The organism is Paenisporosarcina sp. P4_B8 (genome assembly GCF_056402175.1).
The window spans coordinates 111288-131867 of record NZ_JBFUHX010000004.1 but is presented as its reverse complement, the minus strand read 5'-3'; the positions used below and the strand labels follow the sequence as shown (position 1 = coordinate 131867).

Sequence of the window (20580 nt, the reverse complement as noted above, 5' to 3'; positions counted from 1 at the left end):
AGGCTGACTCTTTCATAAAGAGTCAGCCTTCCTATTTGTTCATTTATTGTTCCAGTTCAATTTCCACTTTCTCTTCAATCCAGCGAGGGTAGTAGGAGAAAGGAAGTTTTAATGGATTTGTGTAAGTCTCTTCCGGTAATTTCAACCTCTGTTATGTATTAGACATCGTACTGTCGAAAAAGTTCATTAACAATAAAAAAACCTGCCACTTTATCGTAGTGGTCAGGCAAATGGTACACAAGATGTATTTAAGGAAGCTAAGAGTAATGACTTATCGATGTTTTCTCTCTTTGTTTCTTTTTACATTTCTCAACCATATTATAAGCTTTCCTATCCGATGTTTTGATACGTAATCGGAATATGCTTTCACATGTTCTCCCCCATAACCCAATTTACTATTGCATGTCCATTTTTAATCCATCAACTCAGCCAAGCTCACTGCTTACTCGTCGAATTAGTTAAAACTTGTGTAGATGGCTTAAATAACAAATTTCTTTTCTTGATACTGCTGATATGAGTGAAACCTAATTGTTGAAGATGTTTCGTAGTCACTTCATCTTTTTTTGTGGTATGAAGAAAAATGTCCTGAACTCCATTATCTTGGCGCAAATATGAACATACACTCGACAACTTATGAATTTGCCATTCTGCAATATACGCACTGTTTTTTGGCAACTCCTGCAAGTAATCAACTTCATCTACACGTATAACATTTGGATGAACCCAGAACATCGAAACATTGGCATCACCATATGGTGTGAATCCATTATAAAACCATTTATTCGTTTGCTTCAGGTCGTGATGTCGTTTTCGTGCTTCGGGATAGATAAGCATTTGATAATCCAGCGAATCTTTAGTTCCTTGCTTTTGTTGATAAATCTCGACCGATTTCTGCGAATAAATTTTACCGACTTGGCTGCGAAACGCTTTTACCCAATCCCTGAAGCTAGCATTCCGAAAAAAATGCAGATTTTTTCCAAGAAACTCATTTTTAAATAACAATACTTTATAGTTCTTCTTTAAAATTTCTTTTACATACCCCTTACCTTTGATCAGTTGGAAGACCATTTGAGTTTGCCATTCATTAGAAGAAAACAAGAAATTGTTCGTGTAGTCTACTCCCGTATTCCAGTCGAACTTATATGGCTCGTAGCCAATGCTCAAGTCATAAATTCTCAAATCATTATTTTGGCTTCTAGTGATCAATTCTTTATCGAGGATTGTTCCAGGTCCATAAAGGCTGTAGTCAGGATCGTGCCCGTTCAAATAACCGACATGTCGACCTCTGCACTTAAATACGTAAGAGAACGCAATCATTTGATCATCCAAATATAAGCCTTCCACTTTAGCTTTCATCGGTCCATCTTCACAGTTTAATAAAGCACTGTAAAACATCTGATGTTCTTCATCCGTGAAATTGGTCTCGTCCATCTTTCTCCATCGCTTATCATGTAGCGTAAAAACTTGTTCGATTTCATCTGGACTGCTAGTCATTACTTTTGGATGTCCTAAATAACGAAGTCTCTTTTCCCTGCGATTGAGACCGTGAATTTTGCTTCTTTTTTTCAAGTAATCTTCGAGATTGAGCGTGTCCGTTTTCACGAAAGGCGTAACAATTGAAAATATGGTGGGTTCACACTTTCTTTTAGCAAGATACAAACTCAACATATTGGTTGTAGGGCTGCTTGATAATAACCCATGTAAATTAAAGATACATTTCGGCATCGACTCCATTAATTCATCGAAAACATATTGAATCACTTGTTCTCTTTCATCATCGTATACGATGATATCCATGTAATGCGCTTCACCACGCCCGAGGAACTCAATGACGGTCGACTTCATCATGTGAGTGATTTGCAAAGGGAAAAAGGCAATCACATTATCTGCTTTTTCTACGACGATAATTTCGACTCCCCGATTGCGCCCAAGGTATTTCCACCAATTCTCTATCCATTGAAATTCAATGAATGGGTTATCGTTCTGATTAACATCCAAAATGTGATCCCACATTTTCTGATAAGGTTTCAATTGCTCCAATGACCGGATATGGTAAACCTTCATTAATTTCTCCCTTCTATCGGTTGATATTGAATGGTTTCGAGGAAATGAATGAGAAACTTCCGATTGCTTAAGAATTAATCTGAGAGGCTTGGACTATTTACAGTCGCTCAAGTCGCACTTTTTATAAGAGGCGATATGAGATTATATTCAGCCAAGGACCTTATACAGAACCTTTTTATGAATAACAAAAAACACGTCTTTCGAAATGAATCGAAAGACGTGTTTAATAATGGGTAAATCCATCTACATTTAAATGAATCATGTAAATGGAAACGGCGTAGCCGCTAACCCCTTATAACAACGTAATTGTCTGTAAATGCCGTTGTTCTATTTGATTAATACAATGCATAGTTTGAGAGGTTATTAGGATGTTTTCTCATGTTCAAAACATCACTCCGTTTACTTTTCCATTATCTTCTAAGTCTTAGGTCTTAGAAAAATATAAATCTAGAGATCATTGTGGAATATATTACCATTCGTTACAATAAAGAGGTAACTGAAACGATGGTAAGAAGGGAGCACATAGTTTGAATTAAGTTTTTGTAAAGTTTAATAAAAGTCTGATTTTTCGTTTTGCATTTATAGTATATTTCTTTTGATATCAAATTTGTAATTTTATGGAGGGAAATTGTTATGTCGATATTTACCAAGTGGGCTTTTCGAAACAGGGCTGCTGTCGCTGTATTAACCATTTTAATATTGGTGATAGGTATTGTCAGCTATTTTAGATTGCCTATGGAATTTTTACCATCTGCGGATAATCCGCAAGTCACCATTATCTCCGTTGGACAGGGAACTGACTCCAATACGATGGAATCAGAAGTAACCTATCCGATAGAAAGAGCTGTTGCAGGATTGAATGGAAAAACATCCGTCTATTCTACAACAGGAGATGGATTTTCAAAAGTAGACCTGTTTTTCGAGGCAGGATATGATATGAAACAAGCCAAACAGGATGTACAGGATGCGTTAAGTAATGTAGCTTTGCCGCACTATATATCCAAGCCAACAATCTCACAGCTTAATACATCTATGATTCCAATTGCTAACATTGCTGTCACCTTTGAAGAAGGTGTGACTACAGAAAATGTAGATTTTGCTCGTGAAGAGCTTCAATCTCATTATCAAGAAATCAAAGGTGTTTCCAGTGTAGATCTATATGGGATTACAGATTCCGTCATTTCCGTTAATATTGATGATGAAAAATTGGCTGAAAATCAAATTTCTCTTCAAACAGTTATGGGCATTCTTAATGGTCAAAATACTGCTGTAGCTGTCGGTGAAAAGATTATTGACGGAAAAACAAGCAATATTAAAGTAATCGGTGATTTAACAAGCATTGAAAAACTAAAAGGCTTAACTGTTTCACCTAGTGTGACGCTTGGAGATATTGCAACAATTGAAGAAACAAAAGATGCAAATTTCATTAGCCGATTTAATGGAAAAGAAAGCCTAGATATTAGCATCACAAAGGACAGTCAATCCAATGCGGTGACTATTAGCAAAGAAATCGAAAAAGTAACAAAGGAAATCAACGAAAAGTATGATCAGCAGGAATCTGTTATCTATATATCCTCTGCTGATATGGTTCAAAATTCCGTTCATACTATGATAAAAGAAGTTCTTCTTGGTGCACTATTTGCAACAATCGTCATTATGGTTTTCCTGCGAAATATCCGTTCTACTTTTATTACCATAATATCGATTCCTCTATCCCTGTGTTTCACACTATTCCTTCTGTCTTGGTCTGGTGTGACATTGAATATCTTAACGCTCGGTGGTGTCGCTGTTGCAGTTGGACGCCTAGTTGATGATAGTATTGTCGTCATCGAAAATATTTTCAGGAAAATGCAAACAGAGAAATTCTCAGTTCAAATGGTTATTGACGCAACGAAGCAAGTGGGGGTTGCTATTACTGCCTCTACATTAACAACAGTAGCCGTTTTCTTACCGATGAGTTTACTGAATGGTGGACTTCAAGAATTTCTTTTACCATTCGCTTTAACCGTTACTTATTCCTTGTTAGCATCCTTGATTGTCGCGTTGACTGTTGTTCCGTTAATGAGTGCGGGATTATTAAAAAATACAAAGCTTCCTGAACATAAACCAGCTGTTCGTTTTCCAAAAGTAGTTACATGGTCCTTAAATCATAAATGGATTGTTTTCACGATCTCCATTCTCCTTTTCATCGGATCCATAGGCACTTACTTTTTCATTCCAAAAGGTGCAGTTGACAGCTCCTCTGCTGACTATGTCCTGACCACATTGAGTTACCCGAATGATACGCCAGTGGAAGAAGTAAAGGAAAAGACAATTGAATTTGAATCATCCATTCGAGATATGGATGAAGTGAAACATGTATTTTCACAGGTAGGTTCTCCAGCTGAAGCTGCTCAATATGGCTATGTTGGATCACCGACAGAAGCGTCCTTCAGTATTTTATTAGACGATAAAAATGATACAGACTTCATAGTGAAAGAAATGTTAAAGAAAAAGGATCAATATCCTGATGCCCTTTTAGAAGTAACTACAGCCTCCTTTATGATGGGAGGAGCAGGTACAAATATCACCATTGATGTAGTCGGTGAAAATTTGGCAGAGCTTGAAGAAGTGGCAACCAATATTAAAGAAAAAGTGCAAAACATTGACGGTGTCGAGGAAGTATCGACCAATCAAGACGAGAAGAAAACTGTACACTCCCTTGTTGTAGATCCAACAAAAGGAAATACTGAACAAATCGCGCAGCAGTTGGGTGTGATGTTAAATAAAACACCAATTGGAACGATTAGTTTAGATGACAAGCAGAAAACTGTATTCCTGGAACCTCTCCTGGATACGGATACACCTGAAGACTTGGAGAATATACCAGTCATGACCGATTCCGGCCTTGTACCAGTATCATCCATTGCTACTTTACAAAGTGAAGAGCTTTCAACCAACCAGTTTCATAAAGATGGGGATGCCTACCTTCGAGTCACAGCATCCGTTGATCCTGCAAAGCTTTCTGAAATCTCGAAAACAATCAATCTAGAGATTTTCGGCGATCAAAAAGACAATAAAGGCATGGATCTACCAGAGAATGTTGAGGTTCTAGTAGGTGGATCAAGCAGCCAACAGGCAGATGATTTTACTGATTTATTTCTCATAATGCTTGTTTCGATCGGAATAGTATTTTTAATTATGGTCATCACATTTAAGTCGATCAGAGCACCAATCGCCATTCTTTGTTCCCTTCCACTTGCTGCGATTGGCGCAATTTTAGGAATCCTCATCAGCGGAATTCCAGTTGATATCACAGCACTACTAGGAGCATTAATGCTAATTGGTATCGTCGTAACAAACGCGATTGTTCTACTAGACCGAGTAAAACAAAATGAACAAAAAATGATTATTCGTGATGCCCTAGTGGAAGCGACAGCAACAAGGATGAGACCGATTTTCATGACTGCAATTGCAACCATCTGTGCGATGCTTCCACTACTACTAAAACAAGCCGAAACAGGAAGCTTAGTATCACAAAGTCTAGCTATTGTTGTGATTGGTGGTCTAGCCATGGCAACCGTGCTGACCCTAATCGTGATTCCTTGTATGTATGAATTGCTTCACTTTAGAAAATCTAAGAAACAGCGCATGAATCAAACAACTGACCAAGATATTTCAGTATGAAATCCTGACTTTCGCTTAAAAGCTTGGGACTGACCAAATAGAGTTAGACAAATAAAAACACCTTTAAGTTGAGAACGGGTATTGAATACCTGAACAAACTTGGAGGTGTTTTCTATTAGTAAAAAAAATGTCAAAATCAATTAGTGAGGAATGGATATCTGATGACGAGTTTTTTGTCACCGAATCTGAAATTTAGGAGAATAATAAACTCTATCATCAATTGAAAAAAAGAACTTCGAATAAGAAAAACATAGGGAGATTTTAGTCTTCCTATGTTTTCATATTCATATTATTTATCTGTTTGTTTTTGCTTTTTTTTCAAATACTCCGCACGTATTTTTTCAATTTGCTGCTTTTTATCAAATTTGGCAGGCTTGTGTTTTTCATGATACTTTGCCACAGCCACCTGACCTTTGGTATCCAATTGATATTTCCCCACTTTGTTCACCTACTTTTCTTGTCTTTAAAGAGAATCTATTCAACAAATATAATATACCTTATTTTACTGAAGTAAACCTTTTTACTTTATTAGTGTACTGCAACAGGGCGGATAAATCATTACACAACCAAAAAGCCACGATCACCAAGCATCCTCGGTAATTGCGGCTTTTTATATCTTCATTAATCGAATTCAATCAAATGAATACCTTTATGGAGCTTTAGATCAGATCAATAGTTAAGCTTCTATATTCTTTTTACTAGAGTCGTAGATCCTAAGATTTCATAGAAACTACTGTACCTTCTTTACGTTCTTTAGCATACTCAGCTGTAGCTGTGAACAGTACGTCAGAAGAAGAATTCAGTGCAGTTTCACAAGAATCTTGAACAACACCGATGATAAAACCAACACCTACAACTTGCATTGCAATATCATTTGGAACTCCAAATAAATTACATGCTAGTGGGATAAGTAATAGTGATCCGCCGGCAACACCTGATGCACCTGCTGCAGAGATAGCTGCTACAACAGAAAGCATAAGTGCAGTCACAAAATCAACTTCAATACCAAGAGTATTTACTGTTGCAAGAGTTAGTACAGCAATTGTAACGGCTGCACCAGCCATATTAATTGTAGCACCTAGAGGGATTGACACTGCATAAGTATCCTCATCTAAGCCTAGTTTTTCACATAATTTCATATTTACCGGTATATTTGCAGCTGAACTACGTGTAAAGAATGCCGTAATACCACTTTCTCTTAAAACCATTAAAACAAGTGGATAAGGATTTTTTCGCGTATAGATGAATACGATTAACGGATTCACTACAAGTGCGATAAACAACATACATCCAACTAGAATTAAAATTAATCTACCGTAATCAAGTAGAGCAGAAAGACCACTTGTTACAATTGCACTAAAAACAAGCCCCATAATACCAAGCGGTGCTAAATTAATCACCCATTGTACTACTTTAGTGATTGCATCCGAAAAATTACCTAACATGTCTTTCGTATTTTGATTTGCATTTTTTAATGCAATCCCAAGAACGATTGCCCACATTAATATACCTAGATAGTTAGCATTTATTATTGCATCAATTGGATTGGCAACAATGTTAAATAGTAATGTTTGAATAACTTCCGCAATACCTTCAGGTGGAGATATGTCTTCTGCTCCTGTTGTCAGTGTTAATGTAACTGGGAACATAAAACTTGCAACTACAGCGACAGCCCCAGCTAGGAATGTACCAATAGCATAAAGACCAAGAATCGATTTCATATTCGTTTTCTTACCACTTTTATGTACGGCAATCGCATGCATCACTAAGAATAATACTAATATTGGTGCAACTGCCTTTAATGCACCGACAAATAAAGAACCGAAAATGGAGATCCAACTTGTGGCTTCAGGAACCGTTAAAGCTAAGATAAGACCGACAATAATACCGATCATAATCCTTTTTACTAGGCTCACTTGATTCCATTTAACAAATAAATTTTTCATTCTACTACCCCCCAAAATTTTCTTAAAACACGCATAAAAAACGCACAATCACTTCTCCTCGTTAAAATAATGTGTACTTATTTTAACTTTAAATAGACTGATATTTTATTCTATCACAAATTTTTAGAATGTTATATCGATTTTTTTTGTTATCTTTTGGCATATCTTATGAACACCGTTCTTGTGTTAGCTGCAATTTTGGGAGCATAAGGGCAGGGACATCATAAAACAACAAAAAAGCCACAATCCTGAATTATCTTCAGTAATTGAAGCTTTAAAATTCATAGTATTTGTTCCCTGTGTAAGAAACAAGCTTGAGCGTTAGCGAATAAGGAGGCTGAAGCCATGCCCCCGGAAAGCGTCCGGTCATAGCGAAAATCAACATGATGATTATTTAGATTCTTTTTATTAAAAAATCACTTATTTGAATGCCATTAGATGAAAAAACGTACATTTAGGTGAAAAAGTAAAAAACGCCACCCCCCTTGATTAAAGCATTCGCTGCATTGTTGTTTCTATAGAGTAGTTTTATAAAAGTGGTAACAAACAATTCCTACAGTCATTTGACTATCGTCACATAAGGCTCAGTTAATCGCCGATAATTCAGCAAAAGAAAAAAGAACTCTATTAGAGTCCCTTTTTGAATTCTTCTTAAATTAAAAAAGCATTACAACTGATGCTTTGGAACTGGAAGTTATGGGGAAGTGCGCTCATTTAAAAGTAAATCTTTGATTTCATCTAGTTTAGTTTCAATATCTTTATAATGAGTATTCCGCAAGCTTGAATTTATTAATAACCTACGTATAAAAAGAGTAAACGACATTGCTCCTACCAAACTTAAAGTTATAATAATAAGATTTAAGATTATCTCCATATTAACCCCCAACATTTTTTTCTAATTGTACCATATTTTGCACTTTATATAATGATTAGCCTAAACTGGTTTGTCACCTTGCCCATTACCCACATCTCCTAAATATTAAAGACACCTGATTTTTTAGACATGAAAAAACCTCCTAATCATAATTGATTTAGAAGGTTCTTTGGTAATCTTACAGTAAGACGTGAATGGAGATAAATACTAAAATTCGTATCCCGTTCTTTTACCTACTCACTGAAAAGGTTTATTTGACGTCCTTTAATGTCCCAGGAATACTTATAAGTATTCGCTGGGATGTTGCTTTTATTAGGGTTTTGGATGACACTTTCTCTAACTATAGGATAAAACTCACAATAATCGCTGATAATATGCTCACTAACGTTGCTCCGTATAAAAGTTTCAAGCCGAATCGTGCTACAACGTTTCCTTGTTTTTCATGAAGACCTTTTACAGCACCTGAGATGATGCCAATTGAAGAGAAGTTTGCAAATGAAACAAGGAAAACTGAAATGATTCCGATTGATCGTTCACTCAGATTTGACGCTAATTCATTTAATGATAGCATCGCTACAAATTCGTTTGTAACTAGTTTGGTAGCCATAATACCGCCTGCTGTTACTGATTCTGAAACAGGGATACCCATTAAAATCGCAAATGGAGCAAAGACATATCCAATAATTGCTTGGAACGTGACTCCAAATATCATATCAAATAAGTTATTTATTCCTGCCATTAGTGCAACGAATCCAAGTAACATCGCCGCAACCACAATTGCAACCTTGAATCCATCCATAATATATTCGCCAAGCATTTCAAAGAAGCTTTGTTTTTCTTCTTGCACAACAAGGAGATCTTCTTCTTCGGTTACAGAGTAAGGATTAATGATTGAAGCAATGATGAATCCTCCAAATAAATTAATCACGATTGCAGTTACGACATATCTCGGTTCAATCATCGTCATATAAGCTCCGACAATAGACATAGATACAGTAGACATCGCTGACGCACTTAGTGTATATAGACGTTGAGGGGATAATTGTCCAAGCTGTTTTTTCACAGTAATAAATACTTCAGATTGTCCAACAATAGCGGATGCTACTCCATTGTAAGATTCCAATTTACCCATGCCGTTTACTTTACTGATTGCCCATCCAAGCCATTTCATAATGAAAGGAAGAACCTTAATGTGTTGCAGAATTCCAATCAGAGCCGAAATGAATACGATTGGAAGTAAAGCAGTTAAGAAGAAAGGAGCTTGTCCTTCATTCGCAATGCCGGCAAATACAAAATTGATTCCTTCATTAGCGTAATCTAATAATTTTGTAAACACGGCTGCGATTCCCTCTATAAGAATCAATCCAAATTTGGTATTCAGTAATATAAAAGTTAATATTAACTGAATAATGATCATCTGGATAATTGGTCTTATCTTTATTTCTTTACGATTGTTACTTGCAACCCAGGCAAGACCCAGAACAACAATTAAGCCTACGATTGAGATTAAATAATTCATTTAATGCCTCCACAAAGTTGTATTATTAAAAGGTTAAACGTCTGACCATTAAACTTACTTAATAAGTATACATTTATAACTTATCATGTCCATATACAATTTATTAAATGTTGCCCATGTTGATAAAGGAATATAACATTTTAGGATTGCGGTTCCCCATTTTTGTAACAATTTGACCGCCATTCATTTGGAGCCTATCTTCAAGTCTAAATTTGTAAGGACCAATTATCTCATCTTGAAGGCAAGATAACGCAAACAAAAAGCAGATAATAAAAACAGACAACAAATAAAGTTGTCTGTTTTTATTGTGTACATTTTTCAACATATTTACAAAATGGAACCAAAGGATGGTGAACATAATGAACGTACTATTTTTCTTGATGGGCATTGTCGGGATGATATTAGGATTAGTTTTCGATGAACACGTTACGAAGAAAGCAAAAGAAGAAGCAAGATTAAAGTTCGTCAGCTTCATCGAAATGTAGTGGGGTGACTACGCTTTGACTACGTTTTTGACGCTGTTCGGTTAATACTCATTGAAACTAGATGATATAGTCAAAAAGAAAAAACCCTTGAATACCAAGGGTTTTGACACTGTATGAAATCATATGATTTCGTAATATGGAGACGGCGGGAATCGAACCCGCGTCCAGAAACTCCAACACTTAAGCTTCTACGCGTGTATCTTGCCTATTGAGGTTTCGCGCAGCATTATGCCGACAAGCGGGCGTCTTGTGCGCTAACTTGAAAGTCTCTTCTCGGCGGCTCAAGTCGCACCGACGATCGTATCCCACTAAGAGTGAGCTCGTACAGGACCACATGGGCGATGGTCAAGACAAGCAACATTGTCAGCTTACGCTGCGAATGCTAGGTTTTGGTTTTTGCCAGTTATTATAAAATGACGTTGATACGGAGCCGATCCCTCCGACGCGCAACTTAAGCTCAGACCATCCCTGTCGAATCCGTAACGTCCCCTTATAGGATAATCATAAAGTCTTTTAACTCTTTATGATAAGGGATGTTCGGGTGAACAAAAAGTTCAGCTGGCAAAGCTGTAATTCTATTATAAGGCAAAATTGGTCAAACTTCAAGTACCATCAATCTTGATTGCGGGATTTGAATGCACGTTCAATGTCTCGCTTCGCTTCTTTCTTCTTGAGATCATCGCGTTTATCGTAATTCTTTTTCCCTTTACCCATGCCGATTAACACTTTGGCAAAGCCATCCTTCATGTACATTTTGATGGGAATGATTGAATAGCCATCTTGTTTTGAAAGACCGATCAATTCACTGATTTGTTTTTTATGCAGTAACAGTTTCCTAGAACGCAATGGTTCATGGTTGAATCGGTTTCCTTGTTCATATGGACTGATGTGCATATTCGAAATCCAGGCTTCATTGTTGCGAATGCGGACGAATGCATCCTTCAGCTGAACTTTCCCGTTACGAACGGATTTGATTTCCGTACCTTGAAGCACAATTCCTGCTTCAATTGTTTCATCAATAAAATAATCATGATTGGCTTTCTTGTTCTGCGCAACCACTTTCCCAGTTCCTTTTGGCATCTGTCTACACCTCGCTGTCAAGAAAAGCGCAAAGCACCACCTAGCCTACACCAGCGCATGAAGTTACCGAATCAAGTGCTTTCGTTTCGATAGGAAGGCTAAAGTTACCGCGTCCTGCGGTAACGCCTTCATGACCCACGTCCTGTGGGCCCAAGCTTTGGCGTAGGCTGGCGCATGAGCTAGACATAACATAATTTTATAATTTATTAGCTTTGATGAGAAGAGCGGCTATCCGCCGCTCCTATCACTTACTTTTTCTTACGCTTACGACTGCTTTTATTTTTCTTGGCAATGTCTTCATAAAACTTTTTCTTTTGATTCACGCCTTTTTTTGGTCCTGGCGATGATTTATCAGCAGAAGATTTACCTCTACCTGCTCCTTCTTTTCGTTTCGCATGAATGACTTTCGGCGTTTCCTTGCGAGGAGGACGATTGAAAGTTTTGACCATACCGACAATTTCAAAGTCGATAGCAGATTCTTCAGGTTTAACAGATGTGACACGAACCGTAACTTCATCTCCGATTCGGAATTGTTTTCCTCCTCTTTCACCAATCATCATCATCTGACGATCATCAAATCGGTAATAGTCATCTGTCATATTACTTACATGCACGAGTCCTTCAATTGTATTCTGAAGTTCGATAAACATACCAAAGTTTGTTACAGAGCTGACGATTCCTTCAAACTCTTCACCAATCTTGTCAGCCATGTATTGTGCTTTCTTCAATGATTCTGTATCACGCTCTGCATCAACAGCACGGCGCTCACGTCCAGAAGTATGGTCAGCAATTTCATCCATCACTGCACCCCAATGGGCCACTGTTGGTTTTGAAACATCTCCATTAATTAAATATGTTCGAATTAATCGGTGAACGATTAAATCCGGATAACGACGAATCGGTGAAGTGAAATGCGTATAGTAGTCCGTAGATAATCCGAAATGGCCTAAACTTTCCGCATGATACTTCGCTTGTTGCATTGAACGTAACATCATCGTTGAAATAACCGGTTCTTCTGGTAGTCCTTCGATTGACTCTACGATTTCCTGCAATGCACGTGGATGAATTTCATTACCCGAACCTTTTACAACGATACCGAAATTTGTAATGAATTCGAAGAAACGTTGAAGCTTCTCAGGTTTTGGATCTTCGTGAATACGGTAGATGAACGGTACATCCATCCAGTGGAAATGCTCTGCAACTGTTTCGTTCGCAGCTAACATGAATTCTTCAATCAAGCGCTCAGCGATCGTACGTTCACGTATGACAACATCTGTTGGCCAACCATCTTCGTCCACCAAAATTTTTGATTCCTTGAAGTCGAAATCAATCGCACCGCGGTCTGCACGTTTTTGACGTAAAACTTCAGCCAATTCTGCCATTAGTTCGAACATTGGAACCAAATCACGGTAGCGTTCGATTAGTGCTTCATCTTTTTCTTCGACAATCTTGAAAACATCCGTGTATGTCATACGTTCTGTTGTTTTGATGACACTTTGGAAGATTTCATGTGATACGACTTTCCCACTGCCATCAATCACCATTTCACAAGATAATGTCAAACGGTCCACTTTTGGATTTAATGAACAAATTCCGTTAGAAAGACGGTGTGGAAGCATTGGGATTACACGGTCAGTCAAATAGACACTCGTTGCGCGTTCATACGCTTCGGTATCCATTGGCGAACCATCAGTTACATAGTGACTAACGTCTGCAATATGAACTCCGAGTTTGTATGTTCCATCTGCATTCTTCGTGACTGTTACGGCGTCATCCAAGTCTTTTGCATCTGCTCCATCAATCGTCACGATAACTTCATTTCGAAGATCACGTCGACCTTCCAAATCTGCCTCAGTGATTTCATCAGGCACTGCATTAGCTTGATCCAATACTGGTTTCGGGAATTCCGTTTCGATTCCATGCTTATGGATGATGGATAAAATATCAACACCAGGATCATTTTTATGACCAAGAATTTGTGTAACCATACCCGTTGCTGATTTACGACCTTCTGGCCATCCAGTAATTTCTACAACTACTTTATGTCCTTCCATCGCGCCAAGTGTATCTTCTTTCGCAATGAAAATATCCATTGAGATTTTTTTATCGTCCGGAAGTACAAAGCCGAAGCCTTTATTATCTTGGAACTGTCCGACCACTTTCGTGATGCCACGTTCTGTAATTTTGGTAATCGAGCCTTCACGTCTATCGCCTGAGCTTGAGCTCGAAACACGAACTAAAACGCTATCTCCATTCATTGCTCCATTAATTTCTGTTGGTGGAATGAAAATATCATCCATACCTTCTTCTTCCGGTGAAACAAATCCAAATCCTCGTGGATGTCCAATGAATTTCCCTTTTAATAAATTCATTTGTTGCGGGAGTCCATAACGGTTCGATCTTGAGCGGATGACATCTCCTTGTGTTTCTAATCGGGCAAGCGTCTTCACTAATTCCTTAAATTCCTCGGAATACTCCAGCTCAAGCTTTGATTCTAATTCCTGAACGGTCATTGGTTTATAATCTTCTTCTCGTAATATCGCGAATAATTGTTTTTCTAAAGATTGTTCCATGATTCATCCCTCCTTCTATAAGCGTGTGCGTGCATGGCAATTTTTACACATGCCAGTCAAGTGATTGTAAAAATTCTAAAATATCTTCGTGCAATTGCTCTTTTTCCTGATCAAGTGTAATTACATGGCCTGATTGTTCGTACCATTTAATCTGCTTTTCAAATGATTCCGCCTGATTATATATAATATTAGCCGAGTCCACATCAATAACACTATCTTGACGGCCTTGCACAACAAAAAGTGGTGCATAGACATGATCCACATGATCACGAACGTTATATACGAGTTTCCGTAATTCAGGTAGTGAATCCATCGAAGTCTTTTGAAGTACTTCTACTTCTTCTTCGATAAGTGATGTGTCTTTTCCTTCATAGCGCTTATAATCCCTCGCATATTTCAATACACCTTCATACATGAGTTCAGTAGTCTTCATGGACATTGGCGCACACATCGTCACGATACCCTTTACAGGAACGGTATACCCTAATTTCAGTGAAAAGACACCACCTAATGATAAACCTGCCACAGCAATTTCTTCGTATCCAGCAGCCTTCAATTGATCATAGCCACGCATTACATCTTTCCACCAATCAGCAGGCCCACTTTGAATCAATTCTTCCGGTGGAACACCATGCCCTTTATAATGAGGAGCCAATGATGTGTAACCATTCTTTTCTAAAAAACGGCCAAGCATGCGTACATCTGATGAGTTCCCAGTAAATCCATGCAACAATAATACGGCTCTTTTACCCGCTTCAAAAAAGAACGGTTTGGGTTGCGCAATTCGCATTAAAAAAACCTCTCCTTTACAAAACACATCATTCAATCAGTATGTATCTAAATAATGTTTTTAATTAAGACATCCAACTTTTCCCATCATTTCATGGAATAAGAAAACGCCTAACCAGTTCAGTCGGTCAGGCGGTTCGTATGTGTTGATTATAATTTTGTTACGGCAATTGCCAAAATAAAAAATAATACTGCTAATACAATCGTTACACGGTGCAAGACAAGATCAATACCTCTTGCTTTTTGCTTACCGAAAAGTTGCTCAGCTCCGCCAGAGATGGCACCTGATAAACCTGCACTTTTCCCTGATTGTAACAACACAACAACGATTAATGCTAGCGAAACGATGACGAGTAAAGTCAGTAAAAACGCATGCATTTGTTCCACCTCCGATCAGAAACATCACAACAATAACTATTTTACCAAATAATAGAGATAAGCACAATATGTTAAGAGAAATAGAATAAGAATTCTGTCAGATTATTAGATAATATGATAGAATCTTGCAGAAAAATAGCACTTAAATAGTTTGACTCCATAGTTTGCTGGAGAGATTCGAAAAATAACCTATCACATAATGGACTGAATCTACTTCCAGAATGGCGCTTTAAGTTAGACAGAGAAAGAAAATCGCAAGCGCAAATGTACGATAAACACCTATTTTTATAAAATAGCCAAATAAAAAAAAGCCGCACACCTAAAAGATGTGCGGCTTTCCAATTATTTTTTCAAGTTATAAAACGTTTTTAGTCCTAGATATTTTGCAGTGTCATACAATTGATCTTCAATACGAAGCAATTGGTTGTATTTTGCAACACGGTCAGAACGTGATGGTGCACCCGTTTTGATTTGGCCTGCATTTGTTGCTACAGCGATATCAGCAATCGTTGCATCTTCAGATTCACCTGAACGATGTGAAATAACAGTAGTATAGCCAGCGCGTTTCGCCATTTCGATTGCATCGAATGTTTCAGTCAATGTACCGATTTGGTTAACTTTGATTAAGATCGAGTTACCAACGCCTTCTTCGATTCCTCGTGAAAGTTTCGTTGTGTTCGTTACAAACAAGTCGTCTCCTACTAATTGAACGCGGTCGCCCAAACGCTCAGTCAATAATTTATGACCAGCCCAGTCGTTTTCGTCCAAACCATCTTCGATTGAAACGATTGGGTACTTGTTGCAAAGCTCTTCATACCAAGCAACCATCTCCTCAGATGTTTTCACGATGCCTTCGCCAGCTAAGTGGTATTTACCGTCTTCTTTATTAAAGAACTCAGAAGAAGCTACGTCCATTGCAAGCAAGACTTCTTCACCAGGTTTGTAACCTGCTTTTTCAATAGCAGTCAAGATTGTTGTAAGAGCTTCTTCATTAGAAGCTAAGTTCGGTGCAAATCCACCTTCATCACCAACTGCAGTGTTCAATCCTTTTTCATGTAGCACGGATTTCAGGCTATGGAAAATTTCAGCACCCATACGTAGTGCATGACGGAAAGATTCTGCTCCAACAGGCATAACCATGAATTCCTGGATATCAACATTGTTATCTGCGTGTGCTCCACCGTTAAGGATGTTCATCATCGGAACTGGAAGTTGCTTCGCGTTGAATCCACCCAAGTATTGATAAAGTGGAATATCCAAGTAGTCTGCAGCAGCATGAGCAGCAGCAATAGATACACCAAGAATTGCGTTAGCGCCAAGTTTCCCTTTATTGTCAGTACCATCTAATTCAATCATCGCCTGATCGATCGATACTTGATCCAAAACAGAGAAGTTCTCTTCGATTTCAGCTGCAATGATATCGTTAACGTTTTCAACAGCTTTTAACACACCTTTACCAAGGTAGCGACCTTTGTCGCCATCACGAAGTTCAACGGCTTCATGTTCACCAGTGGAAGCACCAGAAGGAACGATTGCACGGCCGAATGCGCCGCTTTCCGTGAATACTTCTACTTCGATTGTGGGATTACCACGTGAATCCAATACTTCGCGAGCTTGTACTTGTGTAATAATTGGCATGTTTAAATCTCCTCAGCTTTCACTAATGTTTCACCTGTCATTTCAGGTGGTTGATTAATTCCTAATAAGTGTAACATGGTTGGCGCCAAATCGGCTAAAATGCCATCTTCTCGTAATGCAACGCCTGATTTCGTGACGATGACCGGCACCGGATTTGTCGTGTGTGCAGTCATCGGTGTTCCTTCGACCGTTAAGACTTCGTCAGAATTTCCATGATCTGCTGTGATAATGGCCGCTCCACCTTTAGCTAGCAAGGCATCCACAATTCGACCTAAACATTCGTCAACCACTTCGATTGCACGAATCGTCGGTTCGAGCATGCCACTATGCCCCACCATATCCGGATTGGCAAAGTTTAGTATGATTCCATCAAAACGATCGGAGTCAATGGCCTGCAATAATGCATCCGTCACTTCATAAGCGCTCATTTCTGGTTGTAAATCGTATGTCGCCACTTTCGGTGAATTGATGAGAATTCGTTCTTCTCCAGGGAACTGTTCTTCCCGTCCGCCACTCATAAAGAAAGTTACATGTGGATATTTTTCTGTTTCAGCAATGCGTAATTGTGTTTTTCCATTTGCTGATAGAACTTCTCCAACCGTGTTCAGTAAGTTATCACTTTCGTAAGCAACTGTAGCCACAACTTCATCACTGTAAGCAGTAAAAGTCACAAACTTCAAATCTGTTGGATGCTTCACGCTTAAAGGAAATGTTGTTTCACATCTTGGATTGGTAAAAACAGACGATAATTGAATTGCACGGTCAGGTCTGAAATTGAAGAAAATGACCGCGTCCTGTGAATCGATCGTTGCAACTGGTTGTCCATGATCTTCAATAACAGTCGGCAATACAAACTCATCCACTACGTTACTGTCGTAGGAAGCCTTTACTCCCGCCACAGCTGACGCAGCTGTTTCACCTACACCATCGACTAGCGCACGATATGTTTTCTCTACTCTCTCCCAGCGACGATCGCGGTCCATTGCAAAATAACGTCCACTTATGGTTGCGAACTTACCGATTCCGATTTCCGCCATTTGACGCTCGGTTTTTTCAATATAGCTGATGGCTGTTGTAGGTCCGACATCTCGACCATCGAGGAATCCATGTACAAAAACTTCATCCAGTCCATTATTCTTCGCCACCACTAACAGAGCAAACAAATGTTCATAATGTGAATGGACGCCTCCATCCGATAATAAGCCCATCAAATGTAATTTTGAGCCATGTGCTTTAACGTGTTCAATGGCTTCTAAAAATGCAGCGTTGTCATAGAAATCTCCATCGGAAATCGATTTATGGATACGGGTCAAGTTTTGATAAACAATCCGTCCTGCTCCAATATTTAGATGCCCAACTTCTGAATTGCCCATTTGCCCTTCAGGAAGTCCCACTGAATTTCCCGCCGCAATCAATGATGCATGGGGATATTGATTCCAATAGCGATCGAAATTTGGCTTTTTCGCTTGTGCCACTGCATTGCCAAAAACTTCATTACGCAGTGCAAAACCGTCAAGAATAATCAAGGCAACTGGTGATTTAGACATTGGCACCAGCCTCCAACAATTTCAGGAAAGAAGAAGGCTGTAAGCTTGCCCCACCTACTAGAGCTCCATCAATATGCTCCATTCTTAACAATTCATCAATATTTTCAGGTTTTACAGAGCCACCGTACTGGATGCGAAGAGCTTCAGCTACCGATTGTCCGTATAATGACTCCACTTTCGCACGGATGGCGCCACATACTTCATTTGCGTTTTCAGATGTCGCAGTTTTGCCAGTACCAATTGCCCAGATTGGCTCATACGCGATGACGGACTGTTTCACTTGTTCTTCAGTTAAATCTGCAAGCGCTTTCTCTACTTGGCCTTCAACCTTAGATGTGGTGTTTCCAGCTTCACGCTCTTCGAGTGTTTCACCTACACAAATAATTGGCGTTAAAGAATGGGCAAAAGCTGCATGTGCTTTCTTATTCACCGCTTCGTCTGTTTCGTTGAAGTATTCACGGCGTTCTGAATGTCCTAAAATAACATAGTCAACACCTAAATCCGCTAATTGGACAGGACTGACTTCTCCTGTAAAAGCGCCTTCTGTTTCAAAGTGCATCGTCTGTGCGCCTACATGTACGTTAGAATCCGATACGATTTGTTTCAATGACTCCAGAAAAAGGGCAGGTGCACAAATAACCGTATCCACTTTCACAGAATCCGGAGCCAACCCTTTTACTTCTTCTGCAAATTGTTTTGCTTCAGATAACGTTTTATACATTTTCCAGTTGCCAGCAATAATGGGTTTTCTCATACGAATTCCTCCTTAGTTTTGATCGTTCAGAGCTATGACTCCAGGTAAGTCTTTACCTTCCATGAACTCTAATGAAGCTCCGCCACCAGTCGAAATGTGATCCATTTTTTCTGCAACATCGAATTTTTCAACAGCTGCGGCTGAATCGCCTCCGCCGATTACTGTATAACCCTGTGTTTCGGCCATAGCATTTGCAACACCTTTCGTGCCTTCCGCAAATGGTGCCATTTCAAATACGCCCATTGGTCCATTCCAAATAATCAGTTTCGAATTGGCAATTACATCCGCATATTGAGCTGTTGTTTTTGGCCCGATATCAAGACCCATCCAATCAGAAGGAATCGAATCGATTGCGACAACTTTTGTTTCGGCATCTTTTGAAAATTCATTTGCTACGACAACGTCTATCGGCAAGAATAAATTCACGCCTTTTTCTTTCGCTTTATCGATAAATGATTTGGCTAAATCAATTTTGTCTTCTTCAAGCAAAGATTTCCCAATATCATTGCCTTGTGCTTTAGAAAATGTATAAGATAAGCCTCCACCGATAATAAGGTTGTCCACTTTATCCAATAAATGATCAATTACACCGATTTTGTCTTTTACTTTTGCTCCACCAATAATCGCTGTAAATGGTCGGTCGGGTTCTGATAATGCTTTGCCTAGTACATCCAATTCTTTTTCCATCAACAAACCAGAAACTGCTGGAAGGTGCTTAGCAATACCTTCTGTTGAAGCATGAGCGCGGTGCGCAGCTCCAAAAGCATCGTTTACAAACACATCTGCGAGCTTCGCGAATTGCTCAGCCAATTGTTGGTCATTTTTTTCTTCACCCTTATGGAAACGGACATTTTCAAGCAATACAATGTCTCCGTCTTCCATTCCGGCAATTGCTTCTTCAACCGACGCGCCGACTGACTCGTCCAGTTTTTGAACAGGTTTATGTAATAGCTCACTTAAATGTTTACCGACTTCAGTCAAGCGTAACTCTTCAGTGACTTCTCCTTTTGGACGGCCCATATGGCTCGCCAAAATTACTTTCGCACCCTTTTCCATCAATTGTTGAATCGTTGGAAGTGCTGCACGTATGCGTGTATCATCAGTAATTTTGCCATCTTCCATCGGGACGTTGAAATCCACCCGGCAAAATACGCGTTTTCCTGCTAAATCGAGCTGTTGCATTGTCTGTTTTTGTTTCATGAAGAATCTCCTCCTCCAAAAATTAAAAAAATAAGGAACGGAGGGTACCTCCGTTCCTTTTACCCTA

At 38.9% G+C, this 20580-nt stretch carries 15 protein-coding genes and 1 other RNA gene; 2 read left to right on the top strand and 14 right to left on the bottom strand.

What is annotated here, in order from left to right; translation table 11 throughout:
* Positions 1-435: 435 nt before the first annotated feature.
* The gene (locus AC1DSK_RS05875; RefSeq protein WP_477547775.1) at positions 436-2064 is read right to left on the bottom strand and encodes a GNAT family N-acetyltransferase; all 1629 of its coding nucleotides are present in this window, start codon (positions 2062-2064) and stop codon (positions 436-438) included.
* A 633-nt stretch (positions 2065-2697) separates the two neighbouring features.
* Between AC1DSK_RS05875 and AC1DSK_RS05870 the strand changes: the two genes are divergently transcribed.
* Entirely contained in the window at positions 2698-5730 is a 3033-nt protein-coding gene (locus AC1DSK_RS05870) for an efflux RND transporter permease subunit (protein WP_477547774.1), read from the top strand.
* A 289-nt stretch (positions 5731-6019) separates the two neighbouring features.
* On the opposite strand, the gene AC1DSK_RS05865 is transcribed toward AC1DSK_RS05870, so the two are convergent.
* From AC1DSK_RS05865 to AC1DSK_RS05850, 4 genes are all read right to left on the bottom strand, one after another.
* Positions 6020-6169: a hypothetical protein gene (locus AC1DSK_RS05865; protein ID WP_477547773.1), complete on the bottom strand. Its 150-nt coding sequence runs from the start codon at positions 6167-6169 to the stop codon at positions 6020-6022.
* Positions 6170-6443: 274 nt separating this feature from the next.
* On the bottom strand, positions 6444-7676 hold the full coding sequence (sstT, locus tag AC1DSK_RS05860) for a serine/threonine transporter SstT (protein ID WP_477547772.1): 1233 nt from the start codon (positions 7674-7676) through the stop codon (positions 6444-6446).
* Positions 7677-8370: 694 nt separating this feature from the next.
* A complete protein-coding gene (locus tag AC1DSK_RS05855; protein ID WP_016429069.1) occupies positions 8371-8550 on the bottom strand; it encodes a DUF4083 family protein in 180 nt (59 codons plus the stop codon).
* A 340-nt stretch (positions 8551-8890) separates the two neighbouring features.
* Positions 8891-10069 (bottom strand): NupC/NupG family nucleoside CNT transporter, encoded by a 1179-nt coding sequence (locus AC1DSK_RS05850; protein WP_477547771.1) that lies wholly within the window; start codon positions 10067-10069, stop codon positions 8891-8893.
* 359 nt (positions 10070-10428) lie between these two features.
* Between AC1DSK_RS05850 and AC1DSK_RS05845 the strand changes: the two genes are divergently transcribed.
* A complete protein-coding gene (locus AC1DSK_RS05845; RefSeq protein ID WP_477547770.1) occupies positions 10429-10554 on the top strand; it encodes a hypothetical protein in 126 nt (41 codons plus the stop codon).
* Between the two features lie 134 nt (positions 10555-10688).
* Here the strand turns inward: AC1DSK_RS05845 and ssrA are convergent.
* The 9 genes from ssrA to AC1DSK_RS05800 form a co-directional block, all read right to left on the bottom strand.
* Positions 10689-11044, bottom strand: a transfer-messenger RNA (tmRNA) gene (ssrA, locus tag AC1DSK_RS05840).
* A gap of 122 nt (positions 11045-11166) precedes the next feature.
* Complete coding sequence (gene smpB, locus AC1DSK_RS05835) at positions 11167-11634, bottom strand: SsrA-binding protein SmpB (protein WP_016429072.1); 468 nt, start codon at positions 11632-11634, stop codon at positions 11167-11169.
* A gap of 248 nt (positions 11635-11882) precedes the next feature.
* Positions 11883-14207, bottom strand: a complete 2325-nt coding sequence (gene rnr / locus AC1DSK_RS05830; protein WP_477547769.1) for a ribonuclease R — start codon at positions 14205-14207, stop codon at positions 11883-11885.
* 43 nt (positions 14208-14250) lie between these two features.
* Entirely contained in the window at positions 14251-14997 is a 747-nt protein-coding gene (locus tag AC1DSK_RS05825; RefSeq protein WP_477547768.1) for an alpha/beta hydrolase, read from the bottom strand.
* Positions 14998-15146: 149 nt separating this feature from the next.
* Positions 15147-15374, bottom strand: coding sequence for a preprotein translocase subunit SecG (secG, locus tag AC1DSK_RS05820; RefSeq protein WP_016429075.1), 228 nt, complete (start codon positions 15372-15374; stop codon positions 15147-15149).
* 342 nt (positions 15375-15716) lie between these two features.
* Positions 15717-17012: a phosphopyruvate hydratase gene (gene eno / locus AC1DSK_RS05815; protein WP_016429076.1), complete on the bottom strand. Its 1296-nt coding sequence runs from the start codon at positions 17010-17012 to the stop codon at positions 15717-15719.
* 2 nt (positions 17013-17014) lie between these two features.
* Complete coding sequence (gene gpmI / locus AC1DSK_RS05810) at positions 17015-18559, bottom strand: 2,3-bisphosphoglycerate-independent phosphoglycerate mutase (protein ID WP_477547767.1); 1545 nt, start codon at positions 18557-18559, stop codon at positions 17015-17017.
* Positions 18552-19313 carry a triose-phosphate isomerase gene (gene tpiA, locus AC1DSK_RS05805; RefSeq protein ID WP_016429078.1) on the bottom strand — a complete coding sequence of 254 codons (762 nt, stop codon included), beginning with the start codon at positions 19311-19313 and terminating at the stop codon, positions 18552-18554. The genes gpmI and tpiA overlap by 8 nt, the downstream gene beginning before the upstream one ends.
* Positions 19314-19325: 12 nt before the next feature.
* Complete coding sequence (locus AC1DSK_RS05800; RefSeq protein ID WP_477547765.1) at positions 19326-20513, bottom strand: phosphoglycerate kinase; 1188 nt, start codon at positions 20511-20513, stop codon at positions 19326-19328.
* Positions 20514-20580: the final 67 nt, after the last annotated feature.

Coding starts and splice junctions, on each gene's coding strand:
- AC1DSK_RS05855 (WP_016429069.1), bottom strand. CDS start 8,550: ATGGAGATAATCTTAAATCTTATTATTATAACTTTAAGTTTGGTAGGA.
- eno (WP_016429076.1), bottom strand. CDS start 17,012: ATGCCAATTATTACACAAGTACAAGCTCGCGAAGTATTGGATTCACGT.
- AC1DSK_RS05870 (WP_477547774.1), top strand. CDS start 2,698: ATGTCGATATTTACCAAGTGGGCTTTTCGAAACAGGGCTGCTGTCGCT.
- sstT (WP_477547772.1), bottom strand. CDS start 7,676: ATGAAAAATTTATTTGTTAAATGGAATCAAGTGAGCCTAGTAAAAAGG.
- AC1DSK_RS05800 (WP_477547765.1), bottom strand. CDS start 20,513: ATGAAACAAAAACAGACAATGCAACAGCTCGATTTAGCAGGAAAACGC.
- tpiA (WP_016429078.1), bottom strand. CDS start 19,313: ATGAGAAAACCCATTATTGCTGGCAACTGGAAAATGTATAAAACGTTA.
- gpmI (WP_477547767.1), bottom strand. CDS start 18,559: ATGTCTAAATCACCAGTTGCCTTGATTATTCTTGACGGTTTTGCACTG.
- secG (WP_016429075.1), bottom strand. CDS start 15,374: ATGCATGCGTTTTTACTGACTTTACTCGTCATCGTTTCGCTAGCATTA.
- AC1DSK_RS05850 (WP_477547771.1), bottom strand. CDS start 10,069: ATGAATTATTTAATCTCAATCGTAGGCTTAATTGTTGTTCTGGGTCTT.
- rnr (WP_477547769.1), bottom strand. CDS start 14,207: ATGGAACAATCTTTAGAAAAACAATTATTCGCGATATTACGAGAAGAA.
- AC1DSK_RS05845 (WP_477547770.1), top strand. CDS start 10,429: ATGAACGTACTATTTTTCTTGATGGGCATTGTCGGGATGATATTAGGA.
- AC1DSK_RS05825 (WP_477547768.1), bottom strand. CDS start 14,997: ATGCGAATTGCGCAACCCAAACCGTTCTTTTTTGAAGCGGGTAAAAGA.
- AC1DSK_RS05875 (WP_477547775.1), bottom strand. CDS start 2,064: ATGAAGGTTTACCATATCCGGTCATTGGAGCAATTGAAACCTTATCAG.
- smpB (WP_016429072.1), bottom strand. CDS start 11,634: ATGCCAAAAGGAACTGGGAAAGTGGTTGCGCAGAACAAGAAAGCCAAT.